The following is a 21,813-nucleotide window of genomic DNA, read 5'->3' as shown; positions in this document are numbered from 1 at the left end:
GGCGATGAAATCAAAATTCTTCGATCTAGGTGATGTATTGGCGAATAAGCAGCCCATGGACTGGGTTTACACACGCGCTCAGCAAAAGTGGATCACGGTCATTCTGGTTTTTGTTTTGCATCTATTAGGATTGTGGTCATTGAGCCATTTTATAGAGCCTTATACTTTGGCAGCTTCACCCAAAGTAAATGCGTTGAAAGTGCATTTTGTATCTTTATCAGCTTCAGAACATGCATCACCTCAAGCAACTGCAAAAGTTGAAGCTGCCCAAGCATCAACAATACCCGCATTAGAAAAACAAATAAGCACTCGCGCTGCTCCGACCAATACTGAAAACACAGAACAAAAAGTGATAAGCAGTCAGAGTGCTGTGCATGAAGTGGCTAAGCAACAAAGTAGCCACAAAGTTGCGAGTTTAGCTGCGACATCCACAGCAGCAATAGCGGCTCAATCTTCAGAAAATAAAGTGAAACAAGATATCCAAGCGGATCAATCATCGCAGATGTTGACCGAAAATCCGCTCAGTCAGAAACAACAAACTGGGCAGGTTCAATCCCAGTGGGGCGGTGTAAATACTGCAGCAACACAACAGGAATTGGCTCGTGCACCTGAAAGCCAAGTTGATCGTGATGAACCTGTTCAAGTCAGTAGTGTTGATGTATTGAGCTTTGGCAAGCTTGCTTACGATGATCGGGAACTTAAACAACAGAATCGTGTGGTCGAATTACGACTACGTATCAATGAAAACGGTCAGCCCATCGAGATTCAAATCAAACAAAGTTCAGGCATTAGCAGCCTGGATCAGCGTGTTCTACAGGCTGCTTGCCAGTCCAAATTCAAACCCTACAAAGTCAACGGTCGTGCAGTGACCGTTGTTGTGGATTTCCCCGTGCAACTCAAACTTAGTCGGAGTCGTTAACCGATGAATACTATTCTTTTTTAGGAGAATGATGATGAACGCAGCAACAGAGCAAATGATTGCCAATAGCCTTTCTCAGCGTTTAAAGCAGGAAACAGCGGCAGAACATGAGCGTATGCACCAGTTAATGGCGCAAGCAGATGTATTTTCAAGCAAGGAGAAATACGCCCAATTTACTTTGTCACAATATTATTTCCAGCAGGAAATTGAGCATCTTTTTGAACAAGACGGGGTCGCCGGACTGATTCCAGATTTGGGCATCCGTGGTCGTTCTAAACAAGCTTTCGATGATTTGCAGGATTTGGGTATTCAGCCCGCAGGTCAGGCATTACAAAGTGCAGAAGTTAAATTACCTGAAGCACTGGGGTGGATCTATGTGTCAGAAGGTTCAACTTTAGGTGCCGCATTTCTGTTTAAACAAGCGCAGAAGCAGTTAGGTTTCTCGGAAACCTTTGCAGCACGAAATCTGGCGGCTTATCCAGAAGGTCGGGCGAAAGTGTGGAAACGCTTTGTTGAAGCACTGGATGAGGCTGCTTTTGATCAGGTGCTACAGGATCGGGTTGTACAAGGTGCGCTAGATGCCTTTGGCTATTTTGGTAAAGCATTGGACCAGCTCGACGAATTGAAATAATCAATGAAAAGCAGAGGCATAACTTGGTATGGAGCGCATTCATCGTATGGATAATGATGTGAAAACAGAACTGTTGTCGCAATCACCGCAGTCAGTAAGCAAGTTAGCGCGTTCGGTTTGGTGGCGATTATTATTTATCTGTCTGGCTTGGTTATGCATCGGCTTAGGTATTCTGGGGATTTTTATTCCTGGTCTACCAACGGTTGATTTCATTCTGTTGGCAGTATTCTTTGCAGCGAGAGGCTCTGAAAAGCTGCATCAATGGTTTCTCAACCATCGTTTGATTGGACCGATCATCCATGAGTGGCAAGAAAACCGACGTATCCCCAAAAAAGCAAAATATATCTCGACCGTAAGCATGAGCATTGCAGCTGGCATTATGATCTGGACTATTCCACATCCATGGGTGGTCTATCCTTTGATTGCCTGCATGGCAGCTGTATTGCTCTGGATGTGGATGCGAGATAAAGATTGAGCGCATTGTCAGAATAGAATATCGACTATTGAGCAGGCCACATTGGCTTGCTCTTTGATCTATCGGTATAATAAAATTATCTTAATATTTACTTCGGTTGTAAGATTGCCCAGATGTACAAGGCTATATTCTTTGATATTGATGATACTTTGCTGAATTTTAGCGTTGCCAATCGTTCTGCATTTATTCAATCTTTTGCTGAGTTTAATCTAGATCATGATGATTTGACCTATTCGACCTATAAAGAGATTAATCATCATTTGTGGGAAAAGCAGAAGCTAGGTCAAATTACAGTACAGGATGTGATTAATAATCGATTTAAAGAATTATTCCGAGCATTAAATGTTGAACTTAATCATGACCATTTCCGCGATACTTTTCAGGGAAATTTAGCCAAAGAGCATACCCTCGAAGCTGGTGCTGCTGAAACCATTCATTATTTAAGTCAAAAATATAAGCTCTTTGCTGCATCCAACAGCATACTGAGTCAACAAAAAGCGCGTTTAGATTTGGCAGGTTTATTACCACATTTTTCTGACTTATATATTTCTGATGACATTGGTTTTGAAAAACCGGATCAGCGTTTTTTTGAAACATGTCTGCATAGAAGCCAGATCGCCAAAGAGGAAGTCCTGTTCATTGGGGATAGTCTCGAAGCTGACATACAAGGTGCAGCCTCATGTCAGATCTCGACCTGTTGGTATAATCCCAACAATCTACCGAATAAGTTGCAATTAAATATCACCCATACCATTCAGCATTTATCTGATTTGGCTAAGATTTTATGAATCAAGCTGGCTTGTTCTTTGATCAGATCTAAAGTTAATTAAAAACAGCCAGTAACAGACTGCTGGAATCAGCGCAATAAATAAGACAAAAATATCCGCATAGACCAACCACCATCACTCAGGAAGTTGACCTGTGTGGCTCCAACCTAAAAGAATAAAAAAGGTACCGCCATAATCAATGCGCTAAGACAGATCGTGAAAAAATTTAAATACTGATAATGATTCAAGAGCAGTGAGAGTAAAAATGATAAAGGGACGGCTAAAAGACAATAAGCCAAATAAACCAGTATGTGTCCAGCAATCACAGTAAAGATTGAACTCAGTTTAAATTCACTGTTCAGTAGGATAAAAACAACGGCCATAAAGAACAGCAAAGGAACAGGTGCCAAGAATAGGGATTTTAAAGTGGTATTTTTCTTATATTTCAAATGAAATGCCTCGAGCTGTATGAATTACATATTGCATAATTTTAATGCATATTGCGTAACTATATTTGCTCTGCTAGTCTTTTTAACGGTCATAAAGATCTTTAAATCTATATTTGGAATTTTAGATAAATCAACTGGAAGAAGCAAAAAAGGGAAGATAACAATGTTAAAAGAGACCAATGTAGAGGCAGGAGCTTCAAAACAAGCAATCATAATCACATTAGTGCTCTGTTTTATTTTTGCGATTATTGAAGGATTCGATTTGCAATCTATGGGCGTTGCTGCACCGCGGATGAAAGCAGAAATGTTCTTAAATAGTGCTGAGATGGGATGGGTATTTAGTGCCGCCGTGTTAGGAACATTACCTGGGGCATTGATTGCGGGACGAATTGCTGATTCGATAGGGCGTAAAAAGGTCTTTATTACTTCGATCGCCATTTTTGGCCTGATGTCCTTACTCACTCCTTTTACTAGGGACTTAAACTCCTTACTTTTAGTCCGTTTTCTGACTGGTTTAGGTATGGGTGGGGCTTTACCGATTGTTATTACCATGGTTTCTGAAGCAGTACCTGAAAAGTATAAAGCAACAGCGGTCAGTGCCATGTATTGTGGTATGCCGATCGGTGGGGTCTTAACCTCAGTGGTGGCTTTATCGCTAACAGCAGATCACGAATGGCGGCATATCTTTTATATTGGTGGGATCGCACCTCTACTTCTTGTGCCTATCCTGATTTTATTTTTACCTGAATCAAAAGCATATTTGAATAAAATTCCTCAGGTCACAATACAAAAACAAAGTGTGTTGTCGGTACTGTTTGCCAAACCACGTGTTGTGGTGACCTCTAGTCTATGGCTCAGTTTTTTTGGTACTTTGCTGGTTTTGGCTTTATTTCAAAACTGGTTACCGACTTTAATTTCTGGGCTAGGACTTAATAAACAACAAGCCAGTTATATCCAGATTGGTTTTAATTTAGGCGGTTCAATTGGTGTATTACTTTTAGGTCTGATGCTGGATCGACTCAATAAATTCTTTATTGTTGCCATTGTTTATGTTGGCATTCTGGCTTCTTTAATTGGTTTGGCTTACTCCAATAGCGCGTCGAGTTTCATCTTGTTTGCGACAAGTTGCGGAATGTTTGTAATTGGTTGCCAGTCAATTTTATATACCTTAGCAGCAAAATATTATCCAACGGAAATGCGAGGAACAGGGGTTGGTGCTGCTGTTGCTGTGGGGCGATTAGGTGCAGTTACAGGCCCATTGGTGGCAGGTTATTTATTGGGAACGGGACAAAGTGAAATTGTGGTAATTGCATCCAGTATTCCAATGATTTTATTGGCTGCAATCTCTGCATTAATTTTACTGCGAAATCCAGACCATTCAGCAACTCGAAAAGAACAACTCAGCATAGTTGGATCATAGTTCAGGCAGATCATCCTTGACGTTAACAGAGAGTTAAACTGTCAAGGAGATACTCATCAATCACATCAAAATTTCAGTTTTTTAAGCCCACGATTGATCCCGTTTTGTAGCGCTGCTTTAATAATTGGGCCAATAAAAGGAACACGTCCTTTAAAGCTAATGGTGTAATCCAATCGACTACGATTTGCGCCTAAATCACTAAACTTCATGATTCCTCGATGCGCTTTAATCGGGCTGATTCCACTGGTAATTGCATATTCAATCAATTCATTTTCTTGATAGACCAAGTTGGTTTCAACAAAAGAAGGGGCTAAAGGGATCGACATTTTACGTGCAGAACCCACGCCATTTCGTGCATCCTTACCATTACTAATCCGCGTGATTTTTGCAGGTGCAAAGATTTTACTGAGGTTTTCATGTTCACTGAGCACTGCAAAGACCTTGTCTACTGGCGCATCGAATTCTTGTGTTATCTTAACTTGTTGTGTTTTTAGCATATTGGAACCCTTCCAAATAAATTGACATAGTGTATTGTCAGTATCTGAATATTAGCATGCTTTTCATCTGTCTGAATTTTACTTGGTCGGAAATTCTGATTCTATTGCATGCCAATTATGCTTAAGGCTTGATCTTATTTTTTTTCTTAAACTGACTTGGTAATCTAATATCGAATATGTGATAACAAATTGTTGTAATTCTGCTGATAGAACAGCCTGATTTATCACAAATGGTGGATGCGATTGATCAGTTTTACCAAAACACTGTAAATAAAAAGTGATCAGTTACTTACTGGAAAAAAGACTATACCGAAGTATAGTCTTTTGAATAGAAAGAACAAAATTCAGCTTAATAAGCGAGTTTTAACAACACTCTAAAGAACATGGCAATCACCAATAAACCGAAGAATCCAGCGAGCCAAAGTACAATAAACCATTGTGTCTTAGATAGTTTCATGACATCGCCTCCTAGTGATAGCCCGTATCACCAACTCGTACTTTATCTCTGAATACCCAGTAGGACATGATGGTATAGGCGATAATGATCGGAATCAGAATCAATGCACCAACCAAAGCAAACTTTTGACTGGAATGCGGTGCAGCTGCTTCCCAAATGGTAACGGACGGCGGAATAATGTTGGGCCAGAGACTGATCACAAATCCAGTAAAGGCCAAAAACACAAGCGCCAAAGTATAGATAAAAGGTTTTAATTCCTGACGTTGTTGACATGCCTTTAAAATCAGGAAGGTAAACAACAACACCAAGATCGGCACTGGGCTAAAGTACAGTAGATTTGGCAAGGCAAACCAACGTGCTGCAATTTCAGGATGGGTGAGTGGGGTATATAGACTCACCCCTGCAAAGACCGCAAACAGCAAGATGATCAGTTTAGGCATCAATCCATACATCTGATCTTGTAACTTATGATCAGTTTTCATAATTAGCCAGCCACAGCCCAAAGCGGCATACATCGCAACCACACCCAGCCCTGTAAATAGAGCGAATGGAGTCAGCCAGTCCAAGCCTGAACCAGAGAAAATACCATTGGTGGTTTGAATGCCTTGAATATAGGCACCCAGAATCACGCCTTGCAGAAAGCTGGAGAGAACTGATCCCCAAATAAAGGCTTGATCCCATAAATACTTGGTGCGATTGGCCTTAAAGCGAAATTCAAAGGCCACACCACGGAAAATCAGTGCAATTACCATCAAGATAATCGGCATATACAAGGCTGAAAGCACCGTTGAATAGACCAGTGGAAAGGCTGCGAATAGGCCAGCACCACCGAGTACCATCCAGGTTTCATTGCCATCCCACACAGGCGCGACGGTATTCATCATCACATCACGTTCTTGACTGCTTTTGATAAAAGGGAACAGAATGCCAATCCCGAGATCAAAGCCGTCCAAAATGACATAGATCAGAACACCAAGGCCGATGATTCCAACCCAAATCAGAGATAAATCAATCATGGTGTTTCTCCTTGCTTGAGTCTGGTGTATCGATATTTTCATCGACAGCAATTAAAGGACGCATAGGCGTTTTGAAATGCCCATGACCTGCAGGTTCAAGATCAATCGCATCTACAAATTGAGGACCTTTATGCATCAGTTTCAACATGTAGTAGATCCCGATACCAAACACAACACAGTACACCACTACAAAAATAATCAGAGTGAGACCAACTTGTTCAGCTGAAACAGGAGAAAGAGCATCTTTGGTGCGCATTACCCCATACACCACCCAAGGTTGACGGCCCACTTCAGTAGTAAACCAACCTGCCAATACGGCGATAAATCCGGATGGGCCCATGACTAAAGCAAAGCGATGAAACCATTTGCTTTCAAACAGCTTTCCAGTTTTTCTGAGCCAAGCACCAGTAAAGGCAAGTAACAGCATTAACATGCCTAAACCCACCATGACACGGAAACTCCAGAATACAATGGTCGAGTTTGGTCGGTCTTCAGGGGCAAAGTCTTTTAAACCTTTGACAGTCCCATCCATAGAATGGGTTAAAATCAGGCTGCCTAGGTTTGGAATTGCAACAGCATATTTGGTACGTTCTTCTTGCATATCTGGAACGCCAAATAAGTACAGCGGCATACCTTCATCATAGTTGGTCTCCCAATGACCCTCCATTGCTGCAAGTTTTGCAGGTTGATGCTCTAAAGTATTTAAGCCATGGGCATCTCCAACAAAAACTTGCAAAGGGGCTAATACAAGAATAAGCCACATTGCCATCGAGAATGAGGTCTTGACCAAGGCATCACGACGGCCTTTGAGTAAATGCCAAGCCGCTGTTGCAGCAACGAGTAGTGCCGCAACCATAAAAGCAGCAATCGCCATATGTACCAGTCGATACGGGAAAGAGGGATTGAACACAATGGCCCACCAATCGGTTGGCACAATAATCCCGTTTTCAATGGCAAAGCCTTGAGGGGTTTGCATCCAACTGTTGGAGGACAAAATCCAGAACATGGAAATACAGGTGCCGATCGCAACCATCAAGGTGGCAAAGAAATGCGCTTTGGGACTAACGCGTCCCCAACCAAACAACATGATGCCGAGGAAACCTGCTTCCAAGAAGAAGGCACTCAATACTTCATAAGTGAGTAATGGGCCTGTAACACTCCCTGCAACACGGGAAAACTCGCTCCAGTTGGTCCCAAACTGGTAACTCATGACCACGCCTGAAACAACGCCCATACCAAAAGCAACTGCAAAAATTTTGATCCAGTACTTAAACAGATCTTTATAAATCGGATCTTTGGTACGTAGCCAACGCCATTCTAAAACCGCTAAAAAGCTGGCCAATCCGATGGAGATAGCTGGGAAAATAATATGGAAAGAAACGGTAAAGGCAAATTGTATACGTGCCAGTTCGAGTGCGGTAAAACCTAAAGTCATGACCACACCTCATCTTGTAACTGATGAGCTAAAGGTATAGCTACAGATGTTCCTACCAATTTACAGGTATGATTTAAAAAACAAAACATTACTCTAATCTCTTGAAAATATAAGTTTTTCAAAACCAAAAAGTTTTGAGCTTCAAGTCAGAATGAGATTAAGAGTGGAGGTGCTCGACCTTGAGGGGTGAGAAAGAGTTGCTGAAGCTGAAAGAAAACATGGAAATAGTTTTCAATAAAGGCAAGAAACCGAACTTGAATCCTGATCAGGATGTGTCGCAGATCAATATCAGGTAGAGGTAGTACATGGCTGTATACCACACAGTATTGACACTGATGGTTGGCATCATGATGGTGGTGATGGTTCGCTCGTGTTGTTACTTCAGCTGAAAAGGAGTGCTGTTGATGTTCCATATCATGTGGTGAGATAAACACATGCTGCTGATCTGTTGTATGATGGCTATGGAATGAAGAAGAATGGTCTTGTAATAAAACTTGGGCAATAGTTTCACATACTGGAGAAACTTGATATTTCTCTGGCAGTAATGGCTGTAAGAATACAGCGATTTGTAAAAAGATTGCATAGAAGCCTAGCAACCTTCCAATCATCAACACCCGATTGATCTCTTTCTGGAAATCACTGGATAAATACTATAACAAAGAAATTTCTTTTTTAAAGGGAATAATTAACTTTTTCTTCATAATAAAAAAGGTTTTTTACCAGATGATAAAGCCAATAGCGTTTCGGGCTATCCATTGTATAAAAATGAAGTTCTGACCGCGAAGAAAAATAGATCAGCATCTATACTGATCTATTTTTTCTAAATTGGTAATGCATCTAATTACACGGGCATATCTAAATCATCAAAGCTTTCTAAAGTTTTTCCAGCATTGATATGTTTTTGATAATATTCAAATCGCACTTCATCTAAAATACTACTTGAAAGACCAACATTCCAATAGCCTGTGACTTGAACATCTTTTTTCGCAAGAGACTTTTCTTCTACAAAGAATTGACGAATCGCTCTGGCTTCATTTCGTTCACATGCAGCCCAAACAGCAATATTGTCTGTTTCTCTAAATTGATAAGCTGCTTTAAGCAACAGCCCCATTTTTCCAGCTTGATCTTGATGTTTGCGAAGAAGTAAATGCATGTGTACTTGACTATGTTTTGGCAAGTATTCAAGGATATTCGGCTCATTGCTCTCTATAAAAATATCGGCATGGATGTCTTCTGGCCAAAATTGAAGGATAGAATAAAGCGCAGGAAGTGCGGTCTCATCAGCAAACATAACAATATGCTTTTTTGTATTAAAGTCAGGAACAAAATGAGGTCTTGGTCCAATCAATTGGGTTTTGGTTCCTACCTTAGCAGAGTGTATCCATTGCATTGCTGGACTTTCATCTTCGTGTTCAATGAGGTCAATTTCAACTTCATGTCGGTCAGGATCAAATGAGCGAATGGTATAAACACGGGTGATTAAGCTCTGTTCAGCGTCTTGAGCAACCCCGATACGAACAGCAAGATTTGGTTTTTCCCACATATCGGGTTGGAGAGTATCAATTTTACCTCGTAATCTTAGAATACTTGGAAATGGTCTAGAAATCGCGGTGATCGTCAGCTCAATTTGTTCTAACGTCCTCATATGATCATTTTGTTTAAGCAGTTTTTTAGCATCTGAGATTGTTTCTTGTTGGGTCATTTTCAATATGCTCATCGTTATTCGTGAAATTTCACCCATTATATTCGCTAATGATAATCATTTACAAATTGGTATTAAAATGCTCTCGGGCGTTTGCTACACCATCAACTGATTGATAGAAGGGAAACAGGGAAACGCTGAAACTTTAGTCAAAAAAGAATAGGAACCAGTGCTTTGTAAAACAACTAGTCCCATTAAAAGAAAAGATGGGTTAGAACTTATTTCGGATCCAACCGTAGGCTGCTGCAAATGGCAAAGCTGTTCTCGCTAAATAAGGAACATGCCATAAACCACCATGATTAGCATTTTCCATGATCAGTTCAAGTGGGTGTGCTAGTTGCTTTTCAGGATTTGTTGCACTGTCGGGATTATTCAGATCATGAACCCAGAGTGCAGCCATAATGGCATTGGTGGTTTCAGGACTAAAGGTTTCAACTTTAAATAAATCAGCACCCGCAAAAGCTGCTTTCAGGATTGGATTCTTAACCACAGAGTGTGTCGTGGTCGAAGGTGCAATATTGATTACAGTTTTTTGACCACGTGCACGGGTTTGGATTGCAAACCACTGTTGCATTCGTTTGGCAAGTGCATAGTTCGGACCTTGTTCAATGACCATACAATCCGAGATACCGTACTGTTGCCCATTATCTGAAGCAATCAGTTGTTCAAGATTCGGTTTAAAAAAGTTGCTCAAAGAAACATTGTGAATTGATTTGGTCAGTAATTTTTCTAATACTGGGCGCTGTTGTGTTTTCTGTTGAATCGAATGAACCACAGACTTTGGAATTGCATAGATATCGGTTGGGGTCAGCATAAACATAATGCTGCTATCCGGTTTTTTCTGGCTCACTTGTTCCATAATGCTAATCATGGCAATAGAAACACGAACATGTTTCTCACCATCCAGATAGGCAATACCAGCAAGATCTAAAGGCCCTTTAAATGTTTTGAGCCAATTGGCAATTTCTGGTGTTTGAGTCAGTAAGTTTGCACCAAGCTGTTTTTCCTGATGGGCTAACGTCTGTTGTGGTGCAATTAAAGTGGCATTGCCTTGTTGAACGGTTTGAGTGATCTTTTCCCAGATTTTAGGATTTGGTAAATCAATGGCGACAATATTGGCGCGCCATTTTGCAAGCCAGCTGAGCGGCCCTGCCTCTGATGCTGCACCAAAAAGCACCATCGTCCGTGTAGATAAATCAAACCATTCAGGATGAGCCTGAAGTAGACGTAACGCTTTTGCATGACTTGGTTCAATGATTTGTTGTTGTTCCCAACGATCAATTTGCGCTAATAATGCCTGTCCTTGTAGTTTTTTTCCTTCAAAAGGAATAGACCAAGGCTCAATCTCTGCACTGCCAGTACCTTTGAGAATGTAAGTATCAAAAGGTTGCTCATCAATCTGCGTCATTGCTTGTGCTAATGTTGTTTCATGACCAGCCCGATTAAAAATAAACAGGTCTTGAGCTGCTTCAAGTCCATGTTGCGCAATCAACAGTGGGTGATGGATAGAGCTAATTCCAACTTTGACAAGTTCTTGAAAATAAAATGGATATTGCTTTCTCCAATTTTTCTCGGTTTTGAGTTGGGATGTATAGGGAGAATTAACACTGTGAAGGGCTGCATATAAAATCTGTTTTGCAGTATCTGTCGTACTCGGTGTTTTTTTACCAGATTGAATGGGGAATTGTATTCCAGCATTTTTAGACTGTAATTTATTACTCAACTTATTGCTCCAATCTATTGAATGCAAAAATTCAAAAAGCAGTGTGACTTTTTGCTTCATCCATTTAATCTTTCAGCATAAGGTGAAAAAAAGAAATTAAAAATAGCGAAAAGAAGGCAATTTTTAAGATTTTTTAAACAGCTGTTGTTTGAGTTAAAAGGAAAATATTTATTAATAAATTTATTAAATACAATTCATTATATTAATTTTTAAGATTTTTTGATCTTGGTTAGAATAGGTAAAATATTACTTTATATAGACTTAAATCATTTAGATAGGCAGCTGGCTCTCTAGTTGAACGAGCAAGACACTGTCCTGAATGAATCATACCTTTGATCACGATGGATACATCATAGTATTGAATGGTTTTGCTATTATTAGGGCACAATAACTGAACAAAAAGGGAAATTTGAAGCGCTTATAGAATTAAGTAATAGCCGCGCTAAGCGACTATTACTTTTTAAATTACCACTTATGGCTATAAGAAACTTTCAGTGTCACACCATTTGCGACTAAGTGGCTGGTATTGTTGCTGTTTCTCATAAGTTGGCTATAGAGTGGATAGTATTGGCGGTTAAACATATTTTCGATACCGATGGTCATGGTATCTTTCTTATTTAGTGCAAAGCTACTCAGTAAGTCTGCTGTTGTATATGATTTGACATCATAGCGACCAAAACTATTTACACCATTCAAGCGATAATCTTCTGAGCCAAAATAGGTCGCTTGAATACGGTTGGTCCAAGTACCTGTAGGACTATATGAAATATAGCCTGTGACTTTTAGCGGTGGAATACGGTAACCCGTCATATCTTGTTCGATATTGGTATTCTGTGGCGTTTCGCGGCCTTTCATCCAAGTCACACTGCCGCCAGCTCCCCACACTTTGGCATCTTCAAGATAATCAAGTGTTGCCTCAATACCCGTCACTTTTTCTTTGGTTCGAGTAAGTATCAAACCATTATTAAAGGATTGCACACCACCCAGATCTGAAGTGGAGTGGAACACTGCAAGACTAGAGCTAAAGTTATTAAAATGACCATTCCAGCCTAACTCGTAGTTATCCACTTTTACAGGCTCTAAGAACGATGATGCGAGGTTAAAGCCTGCGGTCGCATTACGTATCACAATACCGACATCGGGGAGTTGGAAACCTTGATTAAAAGATGCATAGATAGAGTGTTCATCAGTTGGTGCAAAGGTGACATTGGCATTGTAGAGCCATGCATCTGCTTTTACTTTACCGCCTTTGACCGTATAAGGGTCTGTTTTACCTAATTGAGATAAAGGGACGAAACGATCAATCTTGGCATAACTGTCTTCATAACGTGTACCTATTTCTGCTGACCATTGCTCATTGAAACGATGTTTCAATTGAGCAAATCCACCGATACTTTGAGTAGTTAATTCAGGAAGATAGATCAGTTTGCCAGTTTTAACAAACTCGAGTCCACCAGATTGGTCGTAAATTTTAGGGTCAAAGGTATCTAAAGGCATTTCACTTTTTTCGCGGCTAAAATCTCCGCCCCAAACCAGTGAGGTATCACCTAAGAACTCAAGTGGCGTATTGACGGTTAAGCGGCTGCCAAGCACATTATTCTCTTGATAGACCTGATCAACTTGTCCACCGCGTGTCGCGACTTTACGCGCATCAAATGGCGCGAAGCGGGTAAAAAAGTCACGATAATAGATTTGCGCATCGACTTTATTGCCGAAAAAGTCTTTATGGGTATAGGTTAAATTGTAGATCTGATTTTCATTTTTATTCTGGTCTTTTAATTTCAGACCTTTGATTGCCTTGGCTGGTATAGTACCCGCAGGGAGCTGAGCAACGCTTGGGTCAGAGGCATAGTCTGAATCCTGTTCCGCATTATAATAATTTGCTGCAAATTGTAGATACTGATTGTCATCAACATGATAGCCAAGTTTACCACCAATACTATAGGCATCTGCATCAAACAGGTCGCCTTGACTTGGTTCAGGTGCAACCCGTTTTCCACGTGCATCGTATGGGCTGCCAATCCGTTGATAACCAAAATCGAGCGCATAGTCGAAGTTATTTAGGCTTCCAGAGAAATATTGATGAATGTCACCGCTTAAGGCATCGGAACGAAGATTCGTTAAGCCAGTTTGTAACCCAATAACTGTTTTTGCTGTCGGTTCACCACCTACAGCTCTAGTGGTAATCGAAATAGTCCCCCCAGCTGCACCACTGCCATAAATGGCATTACTGCCACGGATGACTTCGATACTGCTAATACTTTCTGGATCAATTGCCGAAAGTCCTCTTGAGGTATCTCGTGTTAAATTCATCGGAACGCCATCGACCAAGATCAGGGCATTACGACCGCGTAATGTTTGTCCATAATCTGTAATTGTGCGACTCGAATCCGATAATCCTGGAACGACTTTGGCTAATACTGTCGCAATGTTGCCTGATGAGGCATTTTTTAACAGCTCGATTTGTTTTTCATCGAGCTTGGTGACTTGTTTAGCCGAAGAAGATAACTCATCTGCGCGCGAGGCAGTAACTGTAATGGTAGGAAGCACTTCTGAACTTTTTTCTGGATTTGTTACTTCGGTTGTAGAGGCTGCAAAGGATGAGTTTGAGAAGAAGATGAATCCACCAATCGATAAAAGGGGAATGATATTTCTTACGTCATTTTTCCTATTAAAAAACATACTATCTTTTTTCATCTTATGTCCTTTGATCTTACCCTGAGATTGCTTTTAAATTGATCTGAAGTATATTTGAGAATGATTGTTATTCACAATATGGAATTGGAATAAATTCAGCCTACGAGGACATTAATTTGATAAAGTGAAATACTTCTAAATTTAACAGCACATTCGATTTATTGTTAGTTTTGTTTATAAGCATCTATATGATGGTTTTAATGGGGTCGATGTGTGGAGCCTTTGATGATCTTGAGCAGTTGTAAATATGAAAAATCGTAGCCAGCCTTGATCATCCAATGCTATGAGGCTTCAATCATGGTATTGGCACAACTGTTTTTGGCTTGTTCGATAAAAGGCTTTAATGCCTTTGCTGATGCTTTGACTTTACAGCGATAGATCACCCCAAGCAGCGGTCGCTTACCATCATTTGATCTAGAGTAATTTTTTACATTAAAAAAAGAATAGTAGTGATATTGGCTGGAGTCTTCGTATCCATCATAAACATATTGTGTGCCTCTGAAATGCAGAAGTGAATTTTTGGTTTGGTGCATTAATTCATCGACTGCATTGATGACTTGATCTGTACATTGCTGAAGCGTCTTAGCTTCATTTTTATCTAGATTTACTAAATAGTCAGGTGCACATGGGACGATATAAGCCTCATAGATCATTCCATCTGCTTTCTTAACAGAAAAATATTGATAACGCTTATTTGCAATTGTTTTTATGCTGTTCTTTTCAATAAATTCAGTAGCAGTAATTTGAATCGATGATTGTTCATTATTTTGATCAAGTAAAAGTGTTAAATTTTTTGCCAAACAGGCAGTCGAGCTCAGAACTAAAAGTGTTGTAACCATCAGGGATGGATAAATTTGACTAGTTTTAATCATTTATATGCTCTGAATTGGATCAATTATTTCCACTGTTTATTCATGTTTAAAAGCTTGTAAAAAGTTCTGAATTGCTTAAATGAGCAGCAAGCTTAACTTTTTATATGCTGGTTTTATCCTTTGGTCAATATGTGATGCCACAGCAGATTCCGTATTTTCACTTGAATGTTGCTTCGATACGACCACCAGTGAATTTCAACCTTAATTAAAATAGATATATTGAAAAACATGCTTGTTCAATCTGAGAAAATTGTGAATACTCATGCCCGCAAAGTTTAAGCTGTATCATTCTCTTTTGGGGTTAGACAACAACTGTGAAAACGTATCCATTTTCTCGTTTACAAAAAGCATTACTGGCTGTAGGTTCATTTTCTTATCTAAGCCTCAGCTCTGGAATCGTATATGCTGAAATCGAAGGTGATACAGCCCGTCTGGCCACAATTACGGTTAAAGCACAAACAGGGGAAGAGGGCTATTATCAGCCTAAAGTCAATTTATCAGGCTTTACTCAGCAAACGCTTGCGGAAATTCCTGCATCGATTAGCACCGTGACAGCTACACGCATTGCTGACCAACATGCCAAAACCCTGACAGATGTTGTGAAAAATGATGCAGCGGTTGGCGATGGTTATGCGCCAATTGGCTATTATCCAAATGTTATGATGCGTGGTTTTGCCCTTAACTTGGGATCAAGTTATTTACTGAATGGTAATTTATTACGCGGCGAGCAGAACGTTGCACTTGAAAATAAAGAACAAGTTGAAATATTAAAAGGCATCAGTGCCATTCAAAGTGGGATGTCTACACCAGGTGGTGTGGTGAACTATGTGACCAAGCGACCAAAAGATATCCAGTCTATTACGGTTGAAGTCGATAGTCGCGGCGGTAATCGTATTGCAACGGACATTGGTGGTCTAACTGGACCAGATCAGCAATTTGGTTATCGGGTGAATGTGGCGAAAGAAGAGCTTCATCCAAATGTTGAGCATGCTAACGGTCAGCGTTTATTTGGTTCTGTAGCTTTGGATTGGAAAATCTCAGATCGTTCAAAGCTTGAATTTGATCTTGAATCACAGCGCCAACGCCAACGATCAGTGCCTGGCTATCAATTACTGGATGGTAAAACTGTGCCTACTGGCGTGGATTGGGATCGTTTATTGGGTTATCAAAGCTGGAGTACCCCAATCACCAATGAAAGTCTTAACACGGGTTTAAAATATATTTATCAAGTGAATGACAGCTGGACTGCGAATCTGAGTGCATCTCAAAGCCGTGTCGTAGTCGATGATTATTCTTCATTTGCTTGGGGTTGTGATAGCGAAATATGTCAAACCGCAGGATTAGGGAATAGCTTTGATCAACACGGCAATTATGATATCTATGATTTCCGCAACCCAGATGATAGCTATTTAACCAATCAGTTTAAGACAGGATTAAGTGGTAAATTCAACACTGTAACTTGGCAACATACACTCAATTTAGAATTATCACACAGTTATAAACGCCATGCTCAGCACAATGCGATGAATGAGTTAATTGGAACAGGAAACATATATACCGATAGTGTGACCTTTACGCCATCTAATGCAACTTTAGGTAATCGTTATACATCATTAAGAAGCCAGCAAACAGCAATAACCTTACTCGATCATATTGATTTTAATAAAGAGTGGTCAGTTCTTGCGGGTGGGAAACTACTACATTTAAATGAACATGCTTATGATGTAGATGGCAACAACATTCGAGATGCCAATTTTAATCGTTTTTTACCGCAATTGGCGTTGATGTATCAGCCGTGGGAACACACCCATGTATATGCCTCATATGCCAAAGGTCTAAGTGATGGCGGACAAGCGCCATGGTTTGCTACAGGAAATCCAGAAAAAGGGATCGCGGGAAATGCTTTTGCAACTTTAGCGCCGGTACATTCAACACAGTATGAATTGGGGATTAAACAGCAATGGCAAGATGTACTTTTTACGGCGGCATTGTTTGATTTAAAACAGGATAATCAATATACCAACGCAGACAATTTTTATGTTAGCGAAGGTCAACAGCATAATATCGGTCTGGAACTCGGTGTACAGGGACGATTGGGGCAAAATCTTGATATAACATCAAGCTTGGCACTTACCCATTCACGTTTAAAAGACCTAGACGTTGCTGAATACCAAGGGCACCAAACCCAGAATGTACCAACGGTTCGCTTTGCCAGTTATCTATCGTATCAAGTTCCACAAATGGATGGATTACGTTTATTGGCAGGTATGCAGTACAGCAGCAGTAAATATGCCAATAAAACGGCGACAGCCAAAGTTTCTGGCTATACCATATTCAACCTCGGTACTGCTTATAATTTCCGTGCTTATGGTTATGACAATACACTTCGTTTTAATGTTGATAATGTCTTGAATAAAAAATACTGGCGAGATGCAGGGAGTTTCTTTGGAGATGATTATCTATTCCTTGGAGCACCGCGGACAGCACAGTTGGCATGGACCTTTAACTTCTAATTCTTAAAAATTTCATATCTAAATAGCCACCAATAAAGGTGGCTATTTGTTCTGATCTAATACTTATCATTCAATATATAACCTAAATGAGGCAAATGTTTCATTCAAATAAATCACATTTGAAAATGTAATTTAGATTAGATGTGATCTCTTAAAATGGTTTGTCCAGTTCGCGGATTGGTGAGCATTACATTCTCTAAAGCACGGATAAACCATGCGTCATTTTGTTTGGTGAGTACGCAGAGAATCAGGGTATCTACCTGATGTGGTCCAGCCGGATGTGCAAGACCTGCACTTAAACGACTCCAGAAATGGATGATGGTAACCTCATTTGAGATAGAGTTTAGCTCTATGATTTCATTTTGAAGGGTAGAGTCACGATATATCGTTGCATGGATTGGAGCGTGCATGGCAATGATTTCATCAACACCTTTCACATAGTGTCCAAAGCGGTTTACAAAACTGGCATCTTCACAAAACAATGAAGCAAAAGCAGCCATGTCATGTTCATTCCAAGCCATTTGGAATAAGTGTGGAATTTGTTCAGGCGTTGATGTTTTAGCAAGCATAGTTCTTACCTCAATCCAAGGATGAGTGCACCGATAGTCATTTCTTTTAAGCTCTTTGGATTTCCCCAAGCCTATTCAAGAATACCACAGAGCAGAAAATTTTTGATTTCCTTGGCATCGCCTGCACGTATTTCACCACGCATTTGTGCTGCTCGAATGGCTTAAATATAGATTTCTAACCGTTGAACAAATAGTAAGTGGCGTTGATGATCGAGCGTCATTTCAAATCCGAGCATTAGATAATTTTGTAAGTAATTATTCTAATTCAATATTTTATGCCAAGTTCTATAACGTCTTATTAAACATATCAATCTGATATTTATTGCTTTTTTAAACTTCATTTATGTTTTTTTTATTTTTTTAAAAATATAAACTTAGCATTTAAAACTTAGGCATAATCAAGGCAACTATTGTAGAAAAGGTCAATATATATGGATCCTTCGCCTGGGAAGATCTTAAAGTACAGTTTCATGACTCCTTATTTTTGTTTAGGGAGTAAATAATGGAATTTTTATTAGATCCTGGGATTTGGGTAGGTTTGCTTACTCTGATCGTTTTAGAGATTGTTTTAGGGATTGATAATCTCGTCTTTATTGCCATTTTGGCAGATAAACTTCCTCCTTCCCAACGGGATAAGGCCAGAGTCATTGGTTTATCTCTCGCATTGATTATGCGTTTAGGTCTATTGTTCGCCATCTCTTGGTTAGTCACCTTAACAAAACCGCTTATTTTTATTTTTGACTGGTCTTTTTCTGGTCGTGATCTGATTCTTTTGTTTGGTGGCTTATTCTTACTGTATAAAGCAGTCAGTGAATTACATGAGCGAATGGAAGGTAAACCTGAAGTCAAAATTACAACCAATGTTGTTTATGCAAGCTTCACGGCAGTTGTGGCACAAATCGTTGTTCTGGACGCTGTATTCTCATTAGATTCCGTCATTACAGCAATTGGTATGGTCGATAATATCTATGTCATGATGGTCGCAATGGTCGTGGCAATGCTTGTGATGCTGCTTGCCTCGAAACCATTGACCAGCTTTGTCAATCGACATCCAACGGTGATTGTTCTTTGCTTAAGTTTCTTATTGTTAATCGGGATTAGTTTGATTGCCGAAGGTTTTGGTTTCCATATTCCTAAAGGTTATATCTACTCAGGTATTGGTGTTGCGATTGTTATTGAAGCATTCAATCAATTCACACAACGGAATAGATCAAAGCATGAATCTAAGATTCCATTACGTCATCGTACTGCAGATACGATTTTAAAGTTGATGGGTGGGAAATCAGAAACGACCACGACAAGTCCTCTGCAGCATGCAGAAGCACAAGGCACCTTTGTTGACCAAGAACGTTATATGATTGGGGGCGTCTTAATGCTGGCAGAACGATCTGTTGCATCGATCATGACGCCACGCAGCCAAATTTCTTGGATCAATATCAATGAAACGTCAGCAAAAATACGCGAGCAAATTTTATCTGTCCCGCATAGCTTATTTCCAGTATGCCGTGGCAGCTTAGATAAGGTGTTGAGTGTCGTTCGTGCAAAAGAAATTTTGGATGTATTGGATGATGAAGCAGAATTAAAATCTCTGATCAAAGCACAGCGACCGATTTTTATTTTTGAAAAGATGAAAGTCATTGATGTCATCAATACATTACGTACATCGAAAGGTTCATTGGTTTTAGTCAATGATGAGTTTGGCAATGTACAGGGCTTAATTTCCCCTTTGGATGTTTTTGAAGCAATCGCAGGTGAGTTTCCCGATGCAGATGAGCAGCTTGAATTGATCAAGGTGGGGGAAACAACGTGGAAAGCATCCGGCACCTTAGATTTGTATCAACTCGAGTTACAGCTCGGGGTAGATTTAATTGATGATGAAACAGGATACATTACCGTGTCTGGACTCATTTTAGATAAGCTGGATGGGATCGTTGACGCTGGCACAGTTATCGATTATCAAGGCTTAAACTTTGAAGTGACCGAGATGGATGGTAATCGGATTAAAACGGTAATCATTAATTTTAACTAGTTAATTTAATAAAAGCATTAGATTAATATTAAGACTGTAGTTGAATACCAGAAGTAGCATGTGACATACATGCTGCTTTTTTCATTTCAATGCGGCCTTAATCATTTCTTTAAGTGCGCTAAAGGTGATTTTCCAATGAATACAAGTCAAGAGCCTATTATTATAATTGGCGCTGGTGTAGCAGGCCTGACAGCTGCGCGTGAACTGAAAAAGATGGGGAAAAGGGTACTGGTTTTAGAAGCCAGAGATAGATTGGGCGGTCGCATTTTTAGTCAAGAAATTAAGCACGAGTGTTATGATCTTGGTGCTTCATGGATTCATGGGATTGAAAATAATCCAATCTGGAACATTGTTCAGCATAATCAGATTCAAACTACCGTATTTAATTATGATCAGTCCATTTACTACCAAGGTAAACAGCAACCCTTTAATTCAGAAGAAAAATTAATTTTTGAAACAAGTCTGGACTATTTGTTGAATCGGTTTAAAGAAATTGATCCACATGAGCACTATCCTCATGCATTAGCAGCCTTACAACTGTGGATGAATGAAGAAGAATTTTTGCTGTATATAAACACGCAGTTTGATCTCGATGAACAAGCAGTGATAAAACTGAAAAAAATGCTGTTTGATTTTTTTAATCTATTAGCGGAAGACCCTTGTGCAAGTGATTTAGCGCATTTATCTGCTGAATTTTGGAAAAATGAAGGGTATTACCCTGGAGATGAAGTTATTTTTCCTCAAGGTTATATACAGGTAATCGAATTCTTGTCTAGAAACATTACGGTATTGACCAACAAAGTTGTTCAACAGATTGACTATACTCAAGATACAATTCAAATTTTTACTGAAAATGCCGAATGCTTCTGTGCAAGTCAGGTCATTGTTACTGTGCCATTGGGCGTGCTTAAAAAGCAGCGTCTCCAATTTTTTCCAGATTTATCTCAAGAAAAAAAGCAGGTCATTAACCATTTAGGATTTGGCACGTTTAATAAACTTTTTGTGAGTTTTGATCAAAATTTTTGGAAATCGGCACAATATGACCAAAGCAAAAACATCTATATTCATAACCAGCATGGTTGGCTCAACTTTTTAGATGTGAGTGAACTTTATCATCAGCCAACATTATTATTTTTATTCGGTGGTGCATCTGCAACTTGGCTTGAAGATACAAGTTGTGAAGAGGTTTGGCACAACATTAAAGTATCTTTAGCACTCATTTTTGATGAAATTCCTCAACCAATACAGATATTTAAGACTGAATGGGGGAAAGATCAATTTTCAGAAGGCTCTTTTAGTTATCATTCTGTTGGGCAGACGTCAGATCAGATTGAAATACTTAAGCAACCTATCCAGAACAAAGTATTTTTTGCAGGCGAACATTTGGCTTCATTTGGAGCCGGAACGGTACATGGTGCTTATCATTCTGGTCTAGAAGTAAGCGAAGCGATTCAAAAATACACCAAATAGCTTGAAGTGATAAAAAACAGCCGACCATGAATAGGCTGTTTTTATATGTATAAGCTTTATTTGTTCAATATCAGGTTTAATTTTTAAATATGAGATAAATCATTTAATATTGTGACTTTAATTTTTAAGCATGTCTTTAATTAGATCCTATAAAATCGATAAGGGGAAAATA

17 protein-coding genes and 1 pseudogene are annotated in these 21,813 nt (G+C 39.6%); 8 read left to right on the top strand and 10 right to left on the bottom strand.

Going from position 1 to position 21,813, the window contains the following annotated elements; translation table 11 throughout:
- The first annotated feature begins 4 nt into the window (after positions 1-4).
- The 4 genes from F895_RS08860 to F895_RS08875 all read left to right on the top strand — a co-directional run bounded on the left by F895_RS08860 (position 5) and on the right by F895_RS08875 (position 2,813).
- Entirely contained in the window at positions 5-919 is a 915-nt protein-coding gene (locus F895_RS08860) for an energy transducer TonB (protein WP_005241598.1), read from the top strand.
- 31 nt (positions 920-950) lie between these two features.
- The gene (locus F895_RS08865) at positions 951-1,550 is read left to right on the top strand and encodes a biliverdin-producing heme oxygenase (RefSeq protein ID WP_096911078.1); all 600 of its coding nucleotides are present in this window, start codon (positions 951-953) and stop codon (positions 1,548-1,550) included.
- Between the two features lie 28 nt (positions 1,551-1,578).
- Entirely contained in the window at positions 1,579-2,025 is a 447-nt protein-coding gene (locus F895_RS08870) for a YbaN family protein (RefSeq protein ID WP_005241595.1), read from the top strand.
- 113 nt (positions 2,026-2,138) lie between these two features.
- On the top strand, positions 2,139-2,813 hold the full coding sequence (locus F895_RS08875; RefSeq protein ID WP_005241593.1) for a YjjG family noncanonical pyrimidine nucleotidase: 675 nt from the start codon (positions 2,139-2,141) through the stop codon (positions 2,811-2,813).
- Here F895_RS08875 and F895_RS20290 read toward each other — a convergent pair.
- Positions 2,808-3,241, bottom strand: a pseudogene (locus tag F895_RS20290) (hypothetical protein). The gene F895_RS08875 and the pseudogene F895_RS20290 sit on opposite strands and share 6 nt — an antisense overlap.
- 163 nt (positions 3,242-3,404) lie before the next feature.
- On the opposite strand from F895_RS20290, the gene mhpT reads away from it, so the two are divergent.
- On the top strand, positions 3,405-4,661 hold the full coding sequence (gene mhpT / locus F895_RS08880) for a 3-(3-hydroxy-phenyl)propionate transporter MhpT (RefSeq protein ID WP_005241591.1): 1,257 nt from the start codon (positions 3,405-3,407) through the stop codon (positions 4,659-4,661).
- A gap of 65 nt (positions 4,662-4,726) precedes the next feature.
- On the opposite strand, the gene F895_RS08885 is transcribed toward mhpT, so the two are convergent.
- The 8 genes from F895_RS08885 to F895_RS08920 form a co-directional block, all read right to left on the bottom strand.
- Complete coding sequence (locus F895_RS08885) at positions 4,727-5,158, bottom strand: SRPBCC family protein (RefSeq protein WP_005241590.1); 432 nt, start codon at positions 5,156-5,158, stop codon at positions 4,727-4,729.
- 468 nt (positions 5,159-5,626) lie between these two features.
- The gene (cydB, locus tag F895_RS08890; protein WP_005241588.1) at positions 5,627-6,631 is read right to left on the bottom strand and encodes a cytochrome d ubiquinol oxidase subunit II; all 1,005 of its coding nucleotides are present in this window, start codon (positions 6,629-6,631) and stop codon (positions 5,627-5,629) included.
- Positions 6,624-8,066, bottom strand: a complete 1,443-nt coding sequence (locus F895_RS08895; protein WP_005241587.1) for a cytochrome ubiquinol oxidase subunit I — start codon at positions 8,064-8,066, stop codon at positions 6,624-6,626. Before F895_RS08895 ends, cydB begins: the two co-directional genes overlap by 8 nt.
- A 146-nt stretch (positions 8,067-8,212) precedes the next feature.
- A complete protein-coding gene (locus F895_RS08900) occupies positions 8,213-8,674 on the bottom strand; it encodes a DUF2946 family protein (protein WP_005241586.1) in 462 nt (153 codons plus the stop codon).
- Positions 8,675-8,907: 233 nt separating this feature from the next.
- Entirely contained in the window at positions 8,908-9,768 is an 861-nt protein-coding gene (locus F895_RS08905) for a siderophore-interacting protein (RefSeq protein ID WP_005241585.1), read from the bottom strand.
- 211 nt (positions 9,769-9,979) lie between these two features.
- A complete protein-coding gene (locus F895_RS08910; protein ID WP_026040221.1) occupies positions 9,980-11,491 on the bottom strand; it encodes a hypothetical protein in 1,512 nt (503 codons plus the stop codon).
- 465 nt (positions 11,492-11,956) lie between these two features.
- Positions 11,957-14,188, bottom strand: a complete 2,232-nt coding sequence (locus tag F895_RS08915) for a TonB-dependent receptor (RefSeq protein WP_005241583.1) — start codon at positions 14,186-14,188, stop codon at positions 11,957-11,959.
- A gap of 281 nt (positions 14,189-14,469) precedes the next feature.
- Complete coding sequence (locus tag F895_RS08920; protein ID WP_005241582.1) at positions 14,470-15,060, bottom strand: hypothetical protein; 591 nt, start codon at positions 15,058-15,060, stop codon at positions 14,470-14,472.
- A gap of 314 nt (positions 15,061-15,374) precedes the next feature.
- Here F895_RS08920 and F895_RS08925 point away from each other — a divergent pair, with 314 nt between their 5' ends.
- Entirely contained in the window at positions 15,375-17,573 is a 2,199-nt protein-coding gene (locus F895_RS08925) for a TonB-dependent siderophore receptor (protein ID WP_005241581.1), read from the top strand.
- A 137-nt stretch (positions 17,574-17,710) separates the two neighbouring features.
- Here F895_RS08925 and F895_RS08930 read toward each other — a convergent pair whose 3' ends face one another.
- Positions 17,711-18,142 (bottom strand): SgcJ/EcaC family oxidoreductase, encoded by a 432-nt coding sequence (locus F895_RS08930; protein WP_005241579.1) that lies wholly within the window; start codon positions 18,140-18,142, stop codon positions 17,711-17,713.
- A gap of 502 nt (positions 18,143-18,644) precedes the next feature.
- On the opposite strand from F895_RS08930, the gene F895_RS08935 reads away from it, so the two are divergent.
- Positions 18,645-20,171 carry a TerC family protein gene (locus F895_RS08935; RefSeq protein WP_005241578.1) on the top strand — a complete coding sequence of 509 codons (1,527 nt, stop codon included), beginning with the start codon at positions 18,645-18,647 and terminating at the stop codon, positions 20,169-20,171.
- Positions 20,172-20,306: 135 nt separating this feature from the next.
- Positions 20,307-21,641, top strand: coding sequence for a flavin monoamine oxidase family protein (locus tag F895_RS08940; RefSeq protein ID WP_005241577.1), 1,335 nt, complete (start codon positions 20,307-20,309; stop codon positions 21,639-21,641).
- Positions 21,642-21,813: the final 172 nt, after the last annotated feature.

The sequence above is a fragment of the Acinetobacter sp. CIP 64.2 genome, assembly GCF_000369645.1.
In the GTDB taxonomy this organism is placed as follows: Bacteria; Pseudomonadota; Gammaproteobacteria; order Pseudomonadales; family Moraxellaceae; genus Acinetobacter.
Note: the sequence above shows the minus strand (reverse complement) of the source record. Positions and strands in the feature narration are given on the sequence as shown.